A 17,089-nucleotide genomic window follows, 5' to 3' on the forward strand; every position below is an offset into this window, starting at 1 on the left:
TTGCTTGCCCCAACTGTAATATCAACTATACAATCCAATCCGTTTATCAAAATGAAACTGCATCATGAAAGCAATGATTTTAGCTGCCGGACGCGGGGAACGTATGCGCCCGCTTACCGATAATTGTCCTAAACCTTTATTACAAGTAGGGAAAGAACCATTAATCGGCTGGCATTTACGCCGTCTGAAACAAGCCGGAATCACAGAAATTGTGATTAACCATGCTTGGCTGGGAGAAAAAATTGAAGAAGCATTGGGAAACGGCTATCAATATGGAGTCAAGATTTCGTATTCTCCCGAACGAAACGGCGGCTTAGAAACAGCAGGTGGAATTGCTACCGCTCTGCCGTTACTAGGAAATGAACCGTTTTTAGTTGTGAACGGTGATATATTGACTGATATTGATTTTCAGACGGCCTTTCAAATTTCGGATACGTTAATACAGCAAAAAAAATCTGCCTACCTATGGCTAGTGCCGAATCCGCCACATAATCCTAATGGTGATTTCGTTTTGGATTCCGACGGCCGCATCTATCCGGACAACAAAGCCAGAGGAGAAACATTGACTTTCAGCGGCATGGGCATATATCAACCGACCTTATTTAAAAATACGCCCGCTCATCAAATTGCCAAACTGACTCCATTGCTGCGTATTGCAATGAATAATAATTCGGTAATAGGGGAAAAGCATAATGGGTTATGGTTGGATGTAGGAACAGTTGAACGGCTTGAAACTGCAAACAAGCTGGCCGAAAATTGGTAATAATAGATACCTATCCACCATCAACTCAAAAGTATTGAATAGCAGAAATGAGGCCGTCTGAACCATATTTTCAGACGGCCTTAAGCCTTATTACCAAAAGACCTGTTCATAAAGAACAGATCTTTTCACATTCACATTATTTATCAGATGCTGAATGCTGACGACGCAAAATGGCAGGGATTTCAAAATCATCCAATACTGATTGATTACCGAAATCAGCAGCAGTTAAATTCATGTTCCGTGCATTGCGACCTGAACGAACCAAACCGTCCATACCGGCTTGTTGATGATGTTGATGCGGCTGACTTGTTACATTATCTGCTCCGCCTACCAATTGCTGAGTACGCGCTGCGGCACGGAATTGGTTCGTATCATTACTTTCCTTCAAACCGGTTGCGATAATGGTAACTCGGATGGCATCTTCGCTCATACTGTCATCTTCAGCGGTACCATATTTGCACTCTGCCTCAGGATGCGCGTTTTCATTTACGACTTTCATAATTTCACGGTATTCCGACATTTTCAGGCAGTCAGGCGCAGTAGTGATGTTTACCAATACGCCGCGGGCACCGTCCAAAGTAACATTATCAAGCAGTGGGCTGGAAATAGCATGTTCGGTAGCTAAACGCGCACGGTCAATTCCTTGCGAATAACCTGATCCCATCATGGCAATGCCTTTAATGCCCATAACATTTTTCACGTCGGCGAAGTCCAAGTTGATAAATCCTGGACGGGTAACCACTTCGGAAATACCTGCAACTGCATCACGCAATACATTGTCTGCTGCACGGAACGCTTCACGCATAGTCACGTCTTCACCCAATGCAGTCATCAACTTGTCATTAGGGATGATAATCAAAGAATCAACTTGACTTTTTAACTGCTCTAAACCCACTTGGGCGATATGAACACGCTTGCCTTCATAACCAAACGGACGGGTCACAACCGCTACGGTTAGAATACCCATTTCCTTGGCAATTTCCGCTACGACTGGAGCCGCGCCTGTACCGGTACCGCCACCCATACCGGTAGTAATGAACAACATATTTGCACCGTGAATCGCATCTTCGATCGCTTCACGGTCTTCTTGCGCAGCGGCCCGACCAATTTCAGGATTCGCGCCCGCACCCAAACCACGGGTCAAGTTTGTACCTAATTGAATACGTTTTGCCGCATTGTTTTTACCCAGAGACTGGGCATCTGTATTTGCACTGATAAATTCCACACCTTGGATGGTGTTTTCAATCATATTGTTGATGGCATTACAACCACCACCACCCAAACCAATTACCTTGATAATTGCAGGGCTTGCAGCCGATTCGACTACATCGTAAACCAATTCCATTCAAATACTCCTCTGCGCCCTGCATTGAGGACGGCTCAAAAATAACTAATTTTTATATTATATAAGAAGTCTTAAGCTACTGGCAAAATTCTTCTCGTTTTTACCCTTATAGCATTTTTCAAATCTCATATTTTTAACAAAAAACATACAATTCTAACCACCTCGTCTATTCCACCCAAATTAACTGCATTATTTTCATTTCTAGTTATTCTGTTTTTTATTCGGATAGAATTAAAGCATCTCCAAATATCATTATTTATTCCATTCAGAGATGCTTCATTATGTTCAACCGAATTAATTTTAGAAATTATCTTTCAGCCATTTTTGGAATCTAGACCATAAGCTGACTTTAGGCCCTTGCTCACTAACGGCAACCGCTCCTGCCACAGCAGTACCATCTTCCTCACCTCTGGCTGCCTGCAACAAACCGATAGCAGTAGCATAACGAGGATTACGGATACGTTCGGACACTCCACCCATTTCCTGCGGCACTCCAATGCGGGCAGGCAGATTGAATACTTCTTCGGCCAATTCTACGATACCGGTCAGCATAGATGCACCGCCGGTCAAAACAATGCCTGAGGTCAGCACCTCTTCAGGAAATCCCGAACGACGTAACTCATTCAAGGTCAATTCTAAAATTTCTTCTACCCGCGGACCAATCACACTAGCCAGCACACGACGGGAAATTTGGCGGGGTTGTCGGTCGCCGACACTGGGGACTTCCACCATCTCATCCAATCCGTCCATTGTTGGCATAGCCACGCCGTAATGAATTTTGATATATTCAGCAGCACTGTGTGGCGTACGCAGAGCTTGTGCTAAATCTTTGGTAATCAAATCCCCTGCAACCGGTATGACAGCAGTATGTCGGATAGCTCCATTAGTATAGACAGCAATGTCAGTGGTACCACCGCCGATGTCAATCACACACACACCTAAATCTTTTTCATCTTCGGTTAAAACCGCCTGCCCGCTGGCCAAAGGCTGCAACATAATCTGATCCATTTGCAGGCCGCAACGATGGATACATTTTTGGATATTCTGCAATGCGGTAATTGCACCGGTGATAATATGGACGCGGGTATCCAAACGCACACCACTCATGCCGATGGGCTCTTTGACTCCAGGTTGGTTGTCAATAATATATTCTTGCACGACCGTATGTAGGATATTATGGTCAGGCGGGATATTGACTGCCTTAGCCGTTTCAATGGCGCGGTCTATATCCGCTTGGCTGACTTCTCCGTCTTTGATTTTAACTACACCTTGAGAATTCAGGCTTCGAATATGGTTGCCGGCGATGCCCGTAGTAACGTGGGAAATTTTGGTATCTGCCATCAATTCAGCTTCATTAACTGCCTGTCTGATGGCCTGTGCAGTCGCATCAATATTGGTCACCATGCCTGCTTTCAAGCCGCGCGAAGGCGCCTGCCCCAAACCGACGATGTGAATTTCGTTATCCTCTTGGACCTCTCCGATAAGTGCGATAACTTTTGACGTACCAATGTCCAGTGCACTGATATATTTACCTTGTTGTTCCATAAATTCCCATTCATTCAATTAGATGTTTGTTCCTGAACCTCTTTTTCAGAAGGTTCATCCAATGGTTTGCTGTAGCGCACGGCAAAGCCGTCTTTATAACGCATATCGACATAAGCCAAGCGGTTTTCGTGTTTTTTCAATAAACTCGGCCAAATTCCTGCAAACCGTTGCAGACGAAAGATTTCGTTTTCGCGCCCGAGGCGTATCGTAATCCCGTTGTCCAACTCAATCGACCACGCCGAACGCGGCGTATAAATCAATTTGCCTATTTTCAAACCTTGTGGTTCCAAAATATCAGTAAATTCACGATAACGCTGCACCATATCCTTACCGGTACCTTCTTGCCCCTCAAACACAGGCAGATTATCAGGAATTTTTGCAGGGAATACATTACCCTGCATATCTACCAGACCAATGTCGTACCATTTTGCCACTGGTTCGCGTTCTTTTAAAATGATTTCTACCGTATCCGGCAAACGGCGGCGGACAGCAGCAGACGAAATCCACGGCAACTGGCTGAAAGCCGTTTGCGCACCATTAACATCAGCGCGAAAGATATTGCCGCGCATATATTCGTGCGCAATGGCCTGCAACTGTTTGCCGTCGGTATGCAGCAGCTTACCTTGGATCGACACCTGTTTTACGGGAAAATACGGCGAGTTGTAAATCCAAGCCACACCAGCCCCCAGCAGCATCAGAACCATCAGCAGCAATAACCAACGAGTCAAGCGCCCTAGCGCACCGGCATCATCCCACATGAGCTGTTTTCAAAATTTCAATACACAAATCGGGAAAATCCATACCGATTTGCGCCGCAGATTTCGGTACCAGACTATGGCTGGTCATACCGGGCAGCGTATTAATTTCCAACAGATAGAGTTTGCCGTCCAAATCTTTTAAGAAGTCCACACGAACGCACCCTTCTGCACCAATCGCCTGAGCACCGCGCACTGCCAATTCGCGCATTAATTCTTCATCGACCGCGTTCAAATCGGACGGGCATCGGTATACCGTATCATCACGATTGTATTTCGCTTCATAATCGTAAAATTCGGTTGCGGGCACAATCAGAATCGAAGGCAAGCCGCAGCCTCCGAGTACGGGGCACGAATATTCACCGCCGCCGATAAAACGTTCGGCGATAATCTCGCCTTTCATATGCTTCAATTCCGCATACACGTCTTTCAGACGGCCTTTTTCTTTTACTTTGACCACCCCGACACTACTGCCTTCATTGGCAGGTTTGACGAACATTGGCAATCCCAACCGCTTTTCTACCGCCTCAAAATCGGTATCTTCACGCAATACCGCAAATTCGGGAACAGGCAGGCCCAAGGCCTGCCAAATCAACTTGCAACGGTATTTATCCATGCCGATTGCCGAGGCCGCCACGCCGCTGCCGGTATAAGGGATACCGAGCAACTCCAAGGTCCCTTGAACTGCTCCGTCTTCACCATAGGTACCGTGCAAGATGTTGAAGGCCGTCTGAAACCCTTGGGTTTTCAAATCGGCCAAAGGCGTCTCTTTCGGATCGAACGCATGTGCGTCCACTCCCCTGCCCTTCAATGCGGCGACAATCGCAGCACCGCTGTCCAACGAAACATTGCGTTCGCTGGAAAAACCGCCCATCAACACGGCAACTTTGCCAAAATTCTGCATTATTAAAATTCTTTCTTTATTTTTGATACAGGCCGTCTGAAAGATTTTCAGACGGCATCAATGCTTTAAATTATCTGTCTTACAGCGCACAAGGAAATTACCCGCTTCTGCCAAATCGAACATTGCTGACAAAGCCGACCAATCAACTTTCAAACCACCCGCACGCGACAGCTTTCAAGCTGACCATCACTCAGGTTTGCTGCGACAATTCGAGCAGTGCGGCAGGCACTCTGTTGATATTACCCGCCCCCATGTTCAATACAATGTCGCCATCTTGCAAAACGTTCAACAACATTGCGGGCAGTTCGCTGACATTTTCACAGTAAATCGGTTCCAATTTACCCAAAACGCGGATGGCACGAGCCAAGGCACGAGAATCGGCAGCGGCAATCGGTTCTTCCCCTGCGGCATAAACTTCGGTCAATACCAATAAGTCCACCGTATTCAGGATTTTAGTGAAATCTTCAAACAAATCGCGTGTACGGGTATAGCGATGCGGCTGAAACGCCAACACCAGACGTTTTTCAGGATAGGCTCCGCGTGCCGCCGCCAAAGTAGCAGCCATTTCGACCGGATGGTGGCCATAATCATCCACCACCAGTGCCGTCCCACCATTAGGCAGTTTGATGTCGCCGTATTTCTGGAAGCGGCGGCCGACGCCCTCAAAGCCGAGCAATCCTTGCTGAATGGCTTCAACGGGCGCACCGACTTCAAGTGCCACACCGATGGCAGCCAATGCGTTCAATACATTATGGCGGCCAGGCATATTTAAGACTACGCCGAAGGTTTTCCGCTCGTGTCCTTTCATGTTGACGTGAACGGTGAATTTCATCTGCGCGCCGATATTTTCAATATCGGTAGCGTAAATATCGGCGGTATCGTCCAATCCGTAAGTGGCGTAGGGTTTGCTTACTTTGGGCAGAATAGCGCGGACGTGTGCGCTGTCGACGCATAAAAACGCTTTGCCGTAGAACGGCATACGGTGGATAAAATCTACAAAAGCCTGATGCAGTTTTTCAACGCTGTGCCCGTAGGTATCCATGTGGTCTTCGTCGATATTGGTTACGACGGACATAATCGGGGTCAGATGCAGGAATGAGGCGTCTGACTCATCGGCCTCGGCAACGATGTATTCACCTTTGCCCAAACGTGCGTTGGTTCCCGCGGCATTCAGTTTGCCGCCGATAACAAAAGTCGGGTCTAACCCCGCCGCACCGAGAATGGATGCCGTCAGACTGGTGGTGGTGGTTTTGCCGTGCGTGCCGGCGATGGCGATGCCGTCGCGGAAACGCATCAATTCAGCCAGCATCAGCGCGCGCGGAATTACCGGAATCTGCTGTTCATTGGCAGCCACCACTTCCGGATTGTCTTTTTTCACCGCAGTAGAAGTAACCACCACATCGGCACCATTAACGTGTTCGGCGGTATGGCCGGGATAAACCTGTATCCCCAAACTGCTCAGATGTTCGGTAGCGGCGTTTTTCGCCTGATCGGAACCGGAGATTTTAAAACCCAAATTGTGTAAAACTTCGGCAATGCCGCTCATACCCGAACCGCCGATACCGACAAAATGGATATTGGTTACTCTGTTTTTCATCATAATTTCGTGTTCCGATGGGCGTAATTACGCGTAAAGTCGTTATTTTAAAGGGCTGCGGCGTTCTACGCTATGGTTTTAGCGTAAAGAATAATTAACATTGCTTATTATTTCAGCACCTTTCCCATCCCACTGTTTCAGACGGCCTTACGATATTGTTTCTATTGCGATTTCAGCCACATCGTCCGCGCTGTGCGGCAAAGCCAGCGTGCGGGCGTTTTCCGCCCATTTGAGGCATTTTTCACGGTTTAAGCCGCCGAGGATTTCAGCGAGCTTTTCCGCTGTCAACTGGGCTTGCGGCAACAGCAGCCCTGCCTCCGCCTGCACCATAAAACGCGCGTTGGCGGTTTGGTGGTCATCGACGGCGTAAGGATACGGTACCAGCAACGCACCCAGACCCGCCGCCGTCAACTCGGCAATCGTCAGCGCGCCGGCACGGCAAATCACCAAATCGGCATCGCGGTAGGCGGACACCATGTCGGTAATAAATTCCACACACTCGGCTTCCACGCCCAGCGCGTCGTAATCCGCCTGCAAGCTGCCCAGTTTGCCTCGACCCGATTGGTGATACATCTGCGGGCGCGCATCTTCGGGCAGCAAAACCAATGCCTGCGGTACGGTTTTGTTCAATACGTCTGCGCCCAAACTGCCGCCGACCACCAGGATTTTCAGACGGCCTTCGCGCTCTGCAAAACGTTCGGCAGGCGCGGGCAGGTTGGCAATATCGGCGCGGACGGGGTTGCCGACCAAGCCGCCTTCGTGACTGAACGCTTTCGGAAAAGCGTACAACACCCGCTTCGCCCAGCGCGACAGTTGGCGGTTGGACAAACCAGCCACGGCGTTTTGTTCGTGAATCACAATCGGCACGCCCAAGAGCTTCGCCGCCAAGCCGCCGGGGAAGGTAACGAAGCCGCCGAAACCGATGACGCACTCGACGCGGTGTTTCCGGATAATCCGCTGCGCTTCGCGGACGGTTTTATACAAAGTAAACGGCAGCATCAGCTTGCGTTTGATGCCGTTGCCGCGCACGCCTTTAATCGCCAGCGTTTCGAGCAGGATGTCGTATTGCGGCACGATGCGTTCTTCCATCGAGCCTTCGCTGCCCAGCCAAATCACATGATGGCCGCGCGCGCGCAATGAGTCCGCCACCGCCAGCGCAGGGAAAATATGGCCGCCGGTACCGCCCGCCATCAGCATGAAAGTTTTACCGCCCATAATTTACTCCACTTGGTAACCGCGCATTTTCTGGCGGTTTTCATAATCGATACGCAACAGCAGGGTCATGCACAACAGCATCACGACCACCGACGAACCGCCGTAAGACATCAACGGCAGCGGCAGTCCTTTGGTCGGCAGAATACCGATATTGACGCCGATATTGAAAAAGCTCTGTATACCCAGCCAGATGCCGATGCCTTTGGCCACATACGCGCTGAAAAACAACTCCAAATCCCGCGCCTGCTTGCCGATGGAAAACGCACGGAACACCAGCCAGCCGTAGCAGAATACCAGCAGGCACATTCCCATAAAGCCGAACTCTTCGCCGATAACGGCGAAAATAAAATCAGTATGCGCCTCCGGCAGATAAAATCGTTTTTCCAAACTGGCACCCAGCCCCACGCCGAACCATTCGCCGCGCGCAATCGCCATCAGCGAATGGGTGAGCTGATAGCCTTTGCCCAACGGATCCTCCCACGGGTTGAGAAACGCCGACACGCGCGCCATCCGGTACGGTGCAACGGCAATCAGGCTGACCATACCCGTCATCGCTGCGGCCAGCATCATCACAAAATACTTCCACGGGAACCCCGCCAGAAACAGCATTCCCATCGCCACCACCGTAACCACCACGAACGAACCGAAGTCCGGCTGCAACATCATCAGTGCCAACCCGATACCCACCACCGCTCCGGGAAACAGGATTTTCTTCGCCTGTTTCAGAACTTCCACCCGACGGGTAAAGAAGCTGGACAGATAAAGCACCACCGCCAGCTTGAACATCTCCGTCGGTTGTAGGTTGACCGGCCCCAAGTGTATCCAGCGGCGCGCACCGTTGATTTCGCGCCCGAGCACCAGCACCGCGCACAACAGCACGAAACAGCCTATCAGGTACCACGGTGTAAATTTCTTCCAGCGGTACATCGGCATAAACAGCGCCGCGCCGCCGCAAACCGCCACGCTTCCCGCCACAAACGCAGCTTGCTTGAGGACAAACGACCATTTGGTTCCCTCTTCGCCTGCCGCATAGGCAATCGACGCAGAATAAATCATCACCAGGCTGAAGGCGGTCATCAAAACGACCATCCACAACAGTGACACATCGAATTTCCGACCGTCCAAAGAAATCGGGCGGTCGAGAAGTTTGGAAAGACTAATCATGAAAAACATCCGTATGGGGGCAGACGGAAAAATCCGCCCCGGAACAACCAGAACAAAGCGTTTCAGACGACCCTCCGCCTAATCGGGACATCGAAGGTCGTCTGAAAAAATAGCGTGAATCAGAAAAACGTCATTCTAAAGGTTTCTTGGCAAAGCAACAATTCAGATTCTTTAAAGACAGTCGGATTCCGACGTTCTTTGCGCCCTACCCTACCCATCACACACGCAAAAAAGGTCGTCTGAAAACGTTTTGATGTTTTCAGACGACCTTATGGGCTGCCTTTAAAACGGCAGCAATTTGGGCAATACGGTTTGCAGATAGTCTTGGAATTCGGGCGCATCCACTTCGCTGCCAAAGCCGCCGTTGGCGAAAATGTGGCGCAGATACGCGATAAATTGTGTATTTTGCGGGGCGTACAGCACTTTACCATCCACACTTGGCTTGGTGCTTAATGCGATTTCATAAGCATTGCCGCCGCTTACATTGTCTTTGTGGTAATCATCGGGCGAAAATGTCAAACCAATCGGGCATTTTGGGTTTTCCGCAAGCAATTCTCGGGTACATTCCAGCCACTCGTTGTCTTCGTTTTCCACTTCTTCCAAAACAAAATCTATGCCGTACACACACAAAGGGTCGGCATATTCCCACAAAATTTCAGGATATCCGTCATAGTCCCAGATAAAGTTGATTTCGCCGACAATCCGGTAGAAGTATTGCAGCGAAAGGGGAATGAAACCGACAGGCTGCACAGCTTGGACAAGGCGGCGGATATGTTCGTCCGCATCGGGCAGGGGCGGCGTAATCACGTTATCGCGCCATCGGTTGAACCGATAGCCGAACTGCGGCAGGGTCTCTGCAACGATATTCGCGTTGTGCAGCACACGCCGAAAGGTTTCGGTAAGCAAGCGGTCGATTTCCGCTGCTGCTTCGGGTTGAAAGGCTTTTTGCCGCAGTCGGGCGATGTCGGCATAAACTTGGCTGTATTCGCCGTTCAGATAACGTTGGTAGAAAGACAAGGCAAAATTCCTTCAGTTTGTGATAGAGGATGCAATCCGTTTTGTCAGCGCAGACCGCTTCTTATCCAATGCAAAACCTACGCCAACTGCGGTATTTCCGCCCATGGCTGTATCTGTTCCAACTGCGCGGCGAGGCGGAGCAGCGTGTCTTCGCGCCCGTGTGCGGCGGCGAACTGGGTGCCGACGGGCAGCCCGTGATGCCGGTAAAGCGGCACACTCATGGCGGGGTTGCCGCTCATGTTCAGCGGCGACGTATAGCCGACGTATTGCAGCGCGGCGGCGGCTTCCTTTTCCAAAAACGGGTTGTTTTTCAACAGGAAACCCAAGCGCAGCGTGCCGAACAGCAGGCGCATGGCTTTTTGCGCGGCGGGCGGCGGCATCATCTCGCCGATTTTCGGCGTGGTGCGCGGGCAGACGGGCGTCATCAACACGTCGTAGCGCGTGAAAAATGCTTTGGCGGCGCGTTCCTGCGCCAGCATCACATCGCGCGCCCAAGCCATTTCGCCCGCGCTGATTTGCCGCCCCTGCACAATCATTGCCCACGTTGTCGGCTCAAGCAGGTGGTGCGGCAGTTTTTGTCCGGTTTCGTATTGATATTGGTAGAACAGTTTTGCCGTTTCACCCATGACGATGACGCGGGCGGCGCGGTTGAGCTGTTCGGGCGGTGCGAAATCGGGCGTGGCTTCTTCTAATTCGTGTCCCGCATCTTGCATCAGTTTCAAACTATGGGCGAACGCGGCTTCCGTGCCTTCGTCGTTGCCGCCGCCAAACCATGTCTGCTTCCAAAAAGCGATTTTCAGACGACCTGTTTCTTGTTTCAGGCTGTCTGCAAAACCGTTTTCGGGCGGCGGCGGGCAAGCATACAGGGCGCGCTCTTGGGTTCGAGCGGCGATGTCCAGCAAAACCGCGCTGTCGCGCACGCTGCGGGTCAAGACATGGTCGCATACCAAACCTTGCCATGCCTCCGATGCGTTTGGCGCATAACTGCTGCGGCCGCGCGTGGGTTTCAGCCCGAACACGCCGCAGTTGTGCGCGGGTAAGCGGATGGAACCGCCGCCGTCGCTGCCGTGCGCTGCGGGTACGACGCCCGAAGCCACTGCCGCCGCCGCACCGCCGCTGCTGCCGCCCGCGGTGTAATCCAAATGCCACGGATTGCGCGTGATGCCGTAAATTTCGGTTTCGGTAACGGGATACGCGCCCCATTCGGGCGTGGTGGTTTTGCCGAACACGCGCAGCCCCGCATCGAGATAGGCTTGGGTCAAATCGCTGTTTTGCTTGGCAATGTAATGCTGCATCATGCGCGAACCCGACCATGTCGGCGCGCCTTCCCAATCCGCCAACAGGTCTTTGAGCAAAAACGGCACGCCCGCCAGTGGCGTATCGGCATTTTCAGACGACCCCTGCCACGCCGCCGCGCGTTCGCGCAAATCGTGCGCCAACAGATTGAGCTTGGGATTGACTTCGTCCAAGCGGTTTAAAGCAGCCTGCAATACTTCATCGGCACACACTTCTTTTTTGCGGATCAGCTCTGCCAAACCGACGGCATCGTAACGGATGTAGTCTTGAAAATTCATGGGTTTTCCTTTCGGATTGATGAACACACGTTTTGTCGGTCTGGCATGACTGCCCGCCGCCTCGCCGTTTGCCCGCATAGGCAAATTTTAAGAAACAGTCACACCGGATAAAGGCAAGGAACAAGTTTGCCGTTGCTGCAAAAAGGTCGTCTGAAACCGCCTTGACGTTTTCAGACGACCTTTGAGGCAATGGCGCACAAGGCTTACGGCAAAATCTCAATTTCCGCGTTGTGTTTCACGCTGCGGTAGAGTTCGTCGATTTCCTCGTCCGTTACCGCGATGCAGCCGTCGGTCCAGTCTCTTTGCAGATGCCTTTTGCCGATGGAACCCCAGCCGTTTTTGATGCCGTGGATTTTAATCAGCCCGCCCGGACTTTTACCTTGTGCCGCCGCATAGGCTTTGTCGGCCTCGTTGGGATAGGAAACGCCGAGTTTTTTGTGGTATGCGCTGTTGGGATTGCGATCGTTGATGCGGTATTTCCCTTCGGGCGTTTTGCCGTCGCCTTCAAAGTGTTTATGCCCGACGGGCTGCTTGCCCAGCGCAATGGGATAGGTTTTCAGCAACCTGCCTTTCGAGTACGCCGACATGGTGCGCTTGCTTTTATGTACGACCAATCTGTCGATAACGGCATTTGCGGGAAGCGGCGTTTCGCTTGGCGCAGCAACGGCGGGTTTACCTGATGTCGCAACGGTCTGCTCGGAACGGATGGGCATGGAATACCAAACCACTCCGGCAGCGACTGCCAAAAGCAAAACCGCCGCCAAACTGATTTTCAACCCTCTTTTCATGTTTCAGACGGCCTCACAAAGCCTTAAACGCCTCGATAAACACTTCCGAACGGTGCGCATAGCCTTTGAACATATCGAAGCTCGCGCAGGCGGGGCTGAGCAGCACGATATCGCCCGCTTCGGCTTGGGCATATGCCGTCTGAACCGCTTCTTCCAAAGTGGCGCAGTCGGTCATATTCAGATCGCAGCCGTCCAAATCGCGGCGGATTTGCGGCGCATCGACACCGATCAGGAACACGCCTTTTGCCTTGCCGGCAAGCGCGTCGCGCAGGGGCGTGAAGTCCTGCCCTTTGCCCATACCGCCCAAAATCACGAAGAGCGGATTTTGCAAACCGGCAATCGCGGCGGCAGTCGCTCCGACGTTCGTGCCTTTGCTGTCGTCGATGAACACCACGCCGTTTTTCTCGCCGATTTTTTCCACGCGGTGCGGTAGGCCTTGGAAGGCTTTGACGTGTTCGAGCAATGCTTCGCGCGGCAAACCGACGGCTTCGCACAAGGCAACGGCAGCCATGACGTTGGCGGCGTTGTGCAGGCCTTGCAGCGGGATGTCTTGCGTGGCAATCAAATCTTCATTGCCTTGTTTCAGACGGCCTGTCTCGCGCTCCAACCAAAAATCGGCTTCGTGTTCCAACGAAAACCATTTCACCTCGCGCCCGGCGCGTTTCATGGCGCGGCAGAACACGTCGTCTGAATTTAAAACCTGCACGCCATCGCCACGGAAAATCTTGGCTTTGGTATGCGCATAGTCGAGCAAATCGTCGTAGCGGTCGAGATGGTCTTCGGAGATGTTCAGCACCGTCGCCGCGGTCGGGCGCAGGCTTTCGGTGTTTTCCAGTTGAAAGCTGGAAAGCTCCAACACCCACACATCTGCCTTTTTGCCTTCGCGCTGCAATTCCGCCTCCAAAACCGGCGTGCCGATATTGCCCGCGATAACGGTATCCAGCCCGCACTTGATGCAGAGATAGCCGACCAGGCTCGTTACCGTGGTTTTGCCGTTGCTGCCGGTAATCGCAATCACCTTGTCGCCGCGGCGGTTCACAATATCCGCCAGCAATTCGATGTCGCCCAACACGCGCCCGCCGTTTTGCTTGAACGCCTCAATATCAGGCTGCCGCTCGCTGATACCGGGGCTGAGCGCCAGAATATCGAAACCGTTGTCCAGCGCATCTTTCAGACGACCCGTGTAAAACACCAGCCCGTCAAACATCTTACCGATTTGCGACACGCGCTCCGGTTTCAACTCCGCATCATAAGCGGCAACCTCCGCGCCGTTTTTGCGCAGGTAGGCAATCATGGAAATACCCGTGCCGCCGAGTCCGGCGACGAGGATTTTTTTGTTTTGGAAAGTCATTTTCTTTGCCTCGGTTTTCAGACGGCCTTCAGGCCGTCTGAAAAACAGTTTGTAATTTTAGCGGATTTTCAGCGTACTCAATCCGACCAGTACCAACACGATGGTAATAATCCAGAAGCGGACGACGACTTGGGTTTCTTTCCAACCCTTTTGTTCATAATGGTGGTGGATGGGCGCCATCAGGAAGATGCGTTTTTTGGTGCGTTTGTACCAGCCGACCTGCAACATCACCGATACGGCTTCGACGACGAACAAACCGCCCATGATGAATAAAACGATTTCCTGCCGCACAATGACCGCCACCGTACCGAGTGCGGCACCGAGTGCCAAGGCGCCGACGTCGCCCATAAAGACTTGGGCGGGATAGGCGTTGAACCATAAGAAGCCGAGGCAGGCGCCGCACATGGCGGCGCAGAAGACGACGACTTCGTTGGCGCCGGCCACATAGGGCAGTTGCAGGTATTGGGCAAACTGGGCATGGCCGCTGGCATAGGCGAAAATCGCCAAACCGCCCGCCACCAAAACAACGGGGAATGCGGCCAAACCGTCCAAGCCGTCGGTCAGGTTGACGGCGTTGGATGTGCCGACAATCACGAAATAGGTCAGCACGACAAAACCGACGCCGCCGAGCGGATAGGCAATTTGTTTGAGAAACGGCACGATAAAGGCCGTACTGGACGGCAGTTCGGCGGCGTAAAACAGAAACACGCCCGCCAAGATGGCAACGCTCGACTGCCACACCATTTTGAATTTGGCGGAAACGCCGTTGGGGTCTTTATAGACGACTTTGCGCCAGTCGTCGTAAAAACCGAGTGCACCGGTGGCGAGCAATACCGCCAGCAGAATCCAGATATACGGGTTGGCCCAGTTGCCCCACAACAGCGTGGATACGGCGATGGCGGTCAGAATCAGCGAGCCGCCCATCGTCGGCGTGCCGTTTTTGATGAGGTGGGTTTGCGGCCCGTCGGTACGCACTGCCTGCCCGACTTTCAACTGAGTCAGTTTGCGGATGGTCCACGGACCGAGCAGCAGCGAAAACACCAGCGCGGTCAGCGCGGCCATTACGGCACGGAAGGTGGTATATTGAAAAACATTCAGCGCCGACAACCAGTCGCTGAGATGTGAGAGCCATACAAACATGGGGCTTCCTTCTTTTATTTTTGTTGTTGCACAGGCCGTCTGAAAAATCTTCAGACGGCATCGGGTTTCTATTTGACGAGTCGGCGCTATCTTCAAACATCCAGCCTTCCAAACCGTCAGTACGGCGGATGGCTGTGAACCTGTCCGCTTTGCCGTACGCCTTCCTGCCTAAATAGCAGATACTGTTTTTCGGAACGATAAAATCCGCACGCGAATATGCGGCATTGCTGTCGCGGCAGACAGGGACATCTCGAACTGCCTGTACTTTGATTTCCCACCGATAACAAGCACCCGGCAGCAAAACGCTCAACAGACAAAAAAGCTTATTCATTTTCAGGCCGTCTGAAAAATACACATTTATTTCAGACGTTCGTCCGCGACATTCTTGTCCAGCACGCAAATCGGATAACTCCCCGGATTCTTGCCGCCGCCCAAATCCAGACAGAGGTCTTCATAAAGATACGCCTGCGTCCGCATTCCGGCATAAAACGCGCCAATCAGAGCGGCAATCAGCAATAAGGCTTTCACAAAGCTGCGGCTTTTCATTTTCAGACGGCCTCTTTATCCGTCAATGCCTCGACCACTTCTTCCATCTTCATAAAGCGCGAACCTTTCACCAACACGGTGGCGCGTTCGGGCAAATCGTGGCTCAACACTTGAATCAACGGGTCTTTGGCGGCAAACCACAAACCGTCCGCGCCAAATGTTTCCGCCGCTTCGACGCTGTTGTCGCCGACAAAATAAGCCGCTTCGATGCCTTGGTCGCGGGCGTACGCGCCGACTTCGGCGTGCATGGCGGCGGCTTCGTCCTCGCCCAATTCGCCCATATCGCCCATCACGAAAATACGCGGCGCAGGCATACGCGCCAACACGTCAATCGCGGCTTTCATGCTGTCGGGGTTAGCGTTGTAAGTATCGTCAATCAGGGTCGCACCTTTGATGCCCAACTTGACGTTCAGACGGCCTTTGATATTGCTAAAGCCTTGCAAACCTTCCGCCACATCGTTCAAACTCAAACCTGCCGCCAAAGCCAGCGCGGCGGCAGCGGCGGCGTTATGGACATTGTGGCGGCCGGGAACGGGCAGCACCACGGCTGTGCGCTCGTTGCCGCACACCAAATCAAATTCGCACGACAAAGGTTTCAGCACGATATTTTCCGCGTGGACATCGCCGCTATCGACACCGAAAGTCCGCTGCTGATGACTTTGGGAGGCCGTCTGAAACACGGCGGCATGTTCGTCTTCGCACGGAATCAAAGCCAATCCGTCTTCGCCCAAGCCTTGATAAATCTCGCTTTTCGCCTTGGCAATATCGAGCGTACCGTCAAAACCGCAGCCGACATGGGCGCGCAGGGCGTTGTTGACCAAAGCGGCATCGGGTTTGGCTATTTGCGTCAAAACCGCCAGCTCGCCGAAATGGTTCATGCCCATTTCAATCACGGCATAGCGGTGTTTTTCGTTTAATTTCAACAAAGTCAGCGGAAGGCCGATATGGTTGTTGAAGTTGCCCGCCGTCGCCAACACTGCATCATCGCCGAAACGGCGGCGCAATACCGCAGCTAGCATTTCCTTCACCGTCGTCTTGCCGCCCGAGCCGGTAATGCCGAACACAAACGGGTTCACATTATCGCGCCACGCCTTCGCCAACGTTTGCAACGCGGCAAGCGTGTCATCGACTTTCAACGCACCGTCCATTACAGCACAATCTTCGCGCGAAACCACAACCGCCGCCGCACCCTCAGCCAATACGTCTTCAACAAAATCATGCGCGTCAAACCGCTCGCCCGCCAATGCGAAAAACACATCGCCCGCGCGGATGTCGCGGCTGTCGGTTACGACACGCGAAACGGGTTTGTTTTCAGACGACGTCGGAAGATTGAGGGTTTGGCAGATAAAGTTTAGGTCTAGTGGTTTCATGGTCTCTTTCGTTTG

At 52.2% G+C, this 17,089-nt stretch carries 15 protein-coding genes; 1 reads left to right on the plus strand and 14 read right to left on the minus strand.

Annotated features, from left to right (window positions below):
* Positions 1–64: 64 nt before the first annotated feature.
* The gene (murU, locus tag ACI43T_RS01250) at positions 65–763 is read left to right on the plus strand and encodes an N-acetylmuramate alpha-1-phosphate uridylyltransferase MurU (protein ID WP_377080588.1); all 699 of its coding nucleotides are present in this window, start codon (positions 65–67) and stop codon (positions 761–763) included.
* 136 nt (positions 764–899) lie between these two features.
* On the opposite strand, the gene ftsZ is transcribed toward murU, so the two are convergent.
* The 14 genes from ftsZ to ACI43T_RS01320 form a co-directional block, all read right to left on the minus strand.
* Entirely contained in the window at positions 900–2,108 is a 1,209-nt protein-coding gene (ftsZ, locus tag ACI43T_RS01255; protein WP_009174313.1) for a cell division protein FtsZ, read from the minus strand.
* Positions 2,109–2,408: 300 nt separating this feature from the next.
* A complete protein-coding gene (ftsA, locus tag ACI43T_RS01260; RefSeq protein WP_009174314.1) occupies positions 2,409–3,653 on the minus strand; it encodes a cell division protein FtsA in 1,245 nt (414 codons plus the stop codon).
* A 14-nt stretch (positions 3,654–3,667) separates the two neighbouring features.
* Positions 3,668–4,411 (minus strand): cell division protein FtsQ/DivIB, encoded by a 744-nt coding sequence (locus ACI43T_RS01265; protein WP_314107336.1) that lies wholly within the window; start codon positions 4,409–4,411, stop codon positions 3,668–3,670.
* A complete protein-coding gene (locus tag ACI43T_RS01270; protein WP_405385309.1) occupies positions 4,401–5,312 on the minus strand; it encodes a D-alanine--D-alanine ligase in 912 nt (303 codons plus the stop codon). Before ACI43T_RS01270 ends, ACI43T_RS01265 begins: the two co-directional genes overlap by 11 nt.
* A gap of 190 nt (positions 5,313–5,502) precedes the next feature.
* Positions 5,503–6,912, minus strand: a complete 1,410-nt coding sequence (murC, locus tag ACI43T_RS01275) for a UDP-N-acetylmuramate--L-alanine ligase (protein WP_297955952.1) — start codon at positions 6,910–6,912, stop codon at positions 5,503–5,505.
* Positions 6,913–7,056: 144 nt separating this feature from the next.
* On the minus strand, positions 7,057–8,124 hold the full coding sequence (gene murG, locus ACI43T_RS01280; protein WP_405385310.1) for an undecaprenyldiphospho-muramoylpentapeptide beta-N-acetylglucosaminyltransferase: 1,068 nt from the start codon (positions 8,122–8,124) through the stop codon (positions 7,057–7,059).
* 3 nt (positions 8,125–8,127) lie between these two features.
* Positions 8,128–9,288, minus strand: coding sequence for a putative lipid II flippase FtsW (gene ftsW / locus ACI43T_RS01285; RefSeq protein ID WP_405385311.1), 1,161 nt, complete (start codon positions 9,286–9,288; stop codon positions 8,128–8,130).
* A 282-nt stretch (positions 9,289–9,570) separates the two neighbouring features.
* Positions 9,571–10,305 (minus strand): hypothetical protein, encoded by a 735-nt coding sequence (locus ACI43T_RS01290; protein WP_405385312.1) that lies wholly within the window; start codon positions 10,303–10,305, stop codon positions 9,571–9,573.
* Between the two features lie 77 nt (positions 10,306–10,382).
* On the minus strand, positions 10,383–11,879 hold the full coding sequence (locus tag ACI43T_RS01295) for an amidase (protein ID WP_405385313.1): 1,497 nt from the start codon (positions 11,877–11,879) through the stop codon (positions 10,383–10,385).
* Between the two features lie 203 nt (positions 11,880–12,082).
* Positions 12,083–12,667: a L,D-transpeptidase family protein gene (locus tag ACI43T_RS01300; RefSeq protein WP_405385314.1), complete on the minus strand. Its 585-nt coding sequence runs from the start codon at positions 12,665–12,667 to the stop codon at positions 12,083–12,085.
* A gap of 13 nt (positions 12,668–12,680) precedes the next feature.
* Positions 12,681–14,018 (minus strand): UDP-N-acetylmuramoyl-L-alanine--D-glutamate ligase, encoded by a 1,338-nt coding sequence (gene murD, locus ACI43T_RS01305; RefSeq protein WP_405385315.1) that lies wholly within the window; start codon positions 14,016–14,018, stop codon positions 12,681–12,683.
* Between the two features lie 57 nt (positions 14,019–14,075).
* Positions 14,076–15,158 (minus strand): phospho-N-acetylmuramoyl-pentapeptide-transferase, encoded by a 1,083-nt coding sequence (gene mraY / locus ACI43T_RS01310; protein ID WP_009174321.1) that lies wholly within the window; start codon positions 15,156–15,158, stop codon positions 14,076–14,078.
* 357 nt (positions 15,159–15,515) lie between these two features.
* Positions 15,516–15,704, minus strand: coding sequence for a hypothetical protein (locus ACI43T_RS01315; RefSeq protein WP_405385316.1), 189 nt, complete (start codon positions 15,702–15,704; stop codon positions 15,516–15,518).
* 2 nt (positions 15,705–15,706) lie between these two features.
* Positions 15,707–17,074 (minus strand): UDP-N-acetylmuramoyl-tripeptide--D-alanyl-D-alanine ligase, encoded by a 1,368-nt coding sequence (locus ACI43T_RS01320; RefSeq protein WP_405385317.1) that lies wholly within the window; start codon positions 17,072–17,074, stop codon positions 15,707–15,709.
* Positions 17,075–17,089 lie beyond the last annotated feature (15 nt).

The organism is Neisseria oralis (assembly GCF_045062685.1).
Lineage (GTDB): Bacteria > Pseudomonadota > Gammaproteobacteria > Burkholderiales > Neisseriaceae > Neisseria > Neisseria oralis.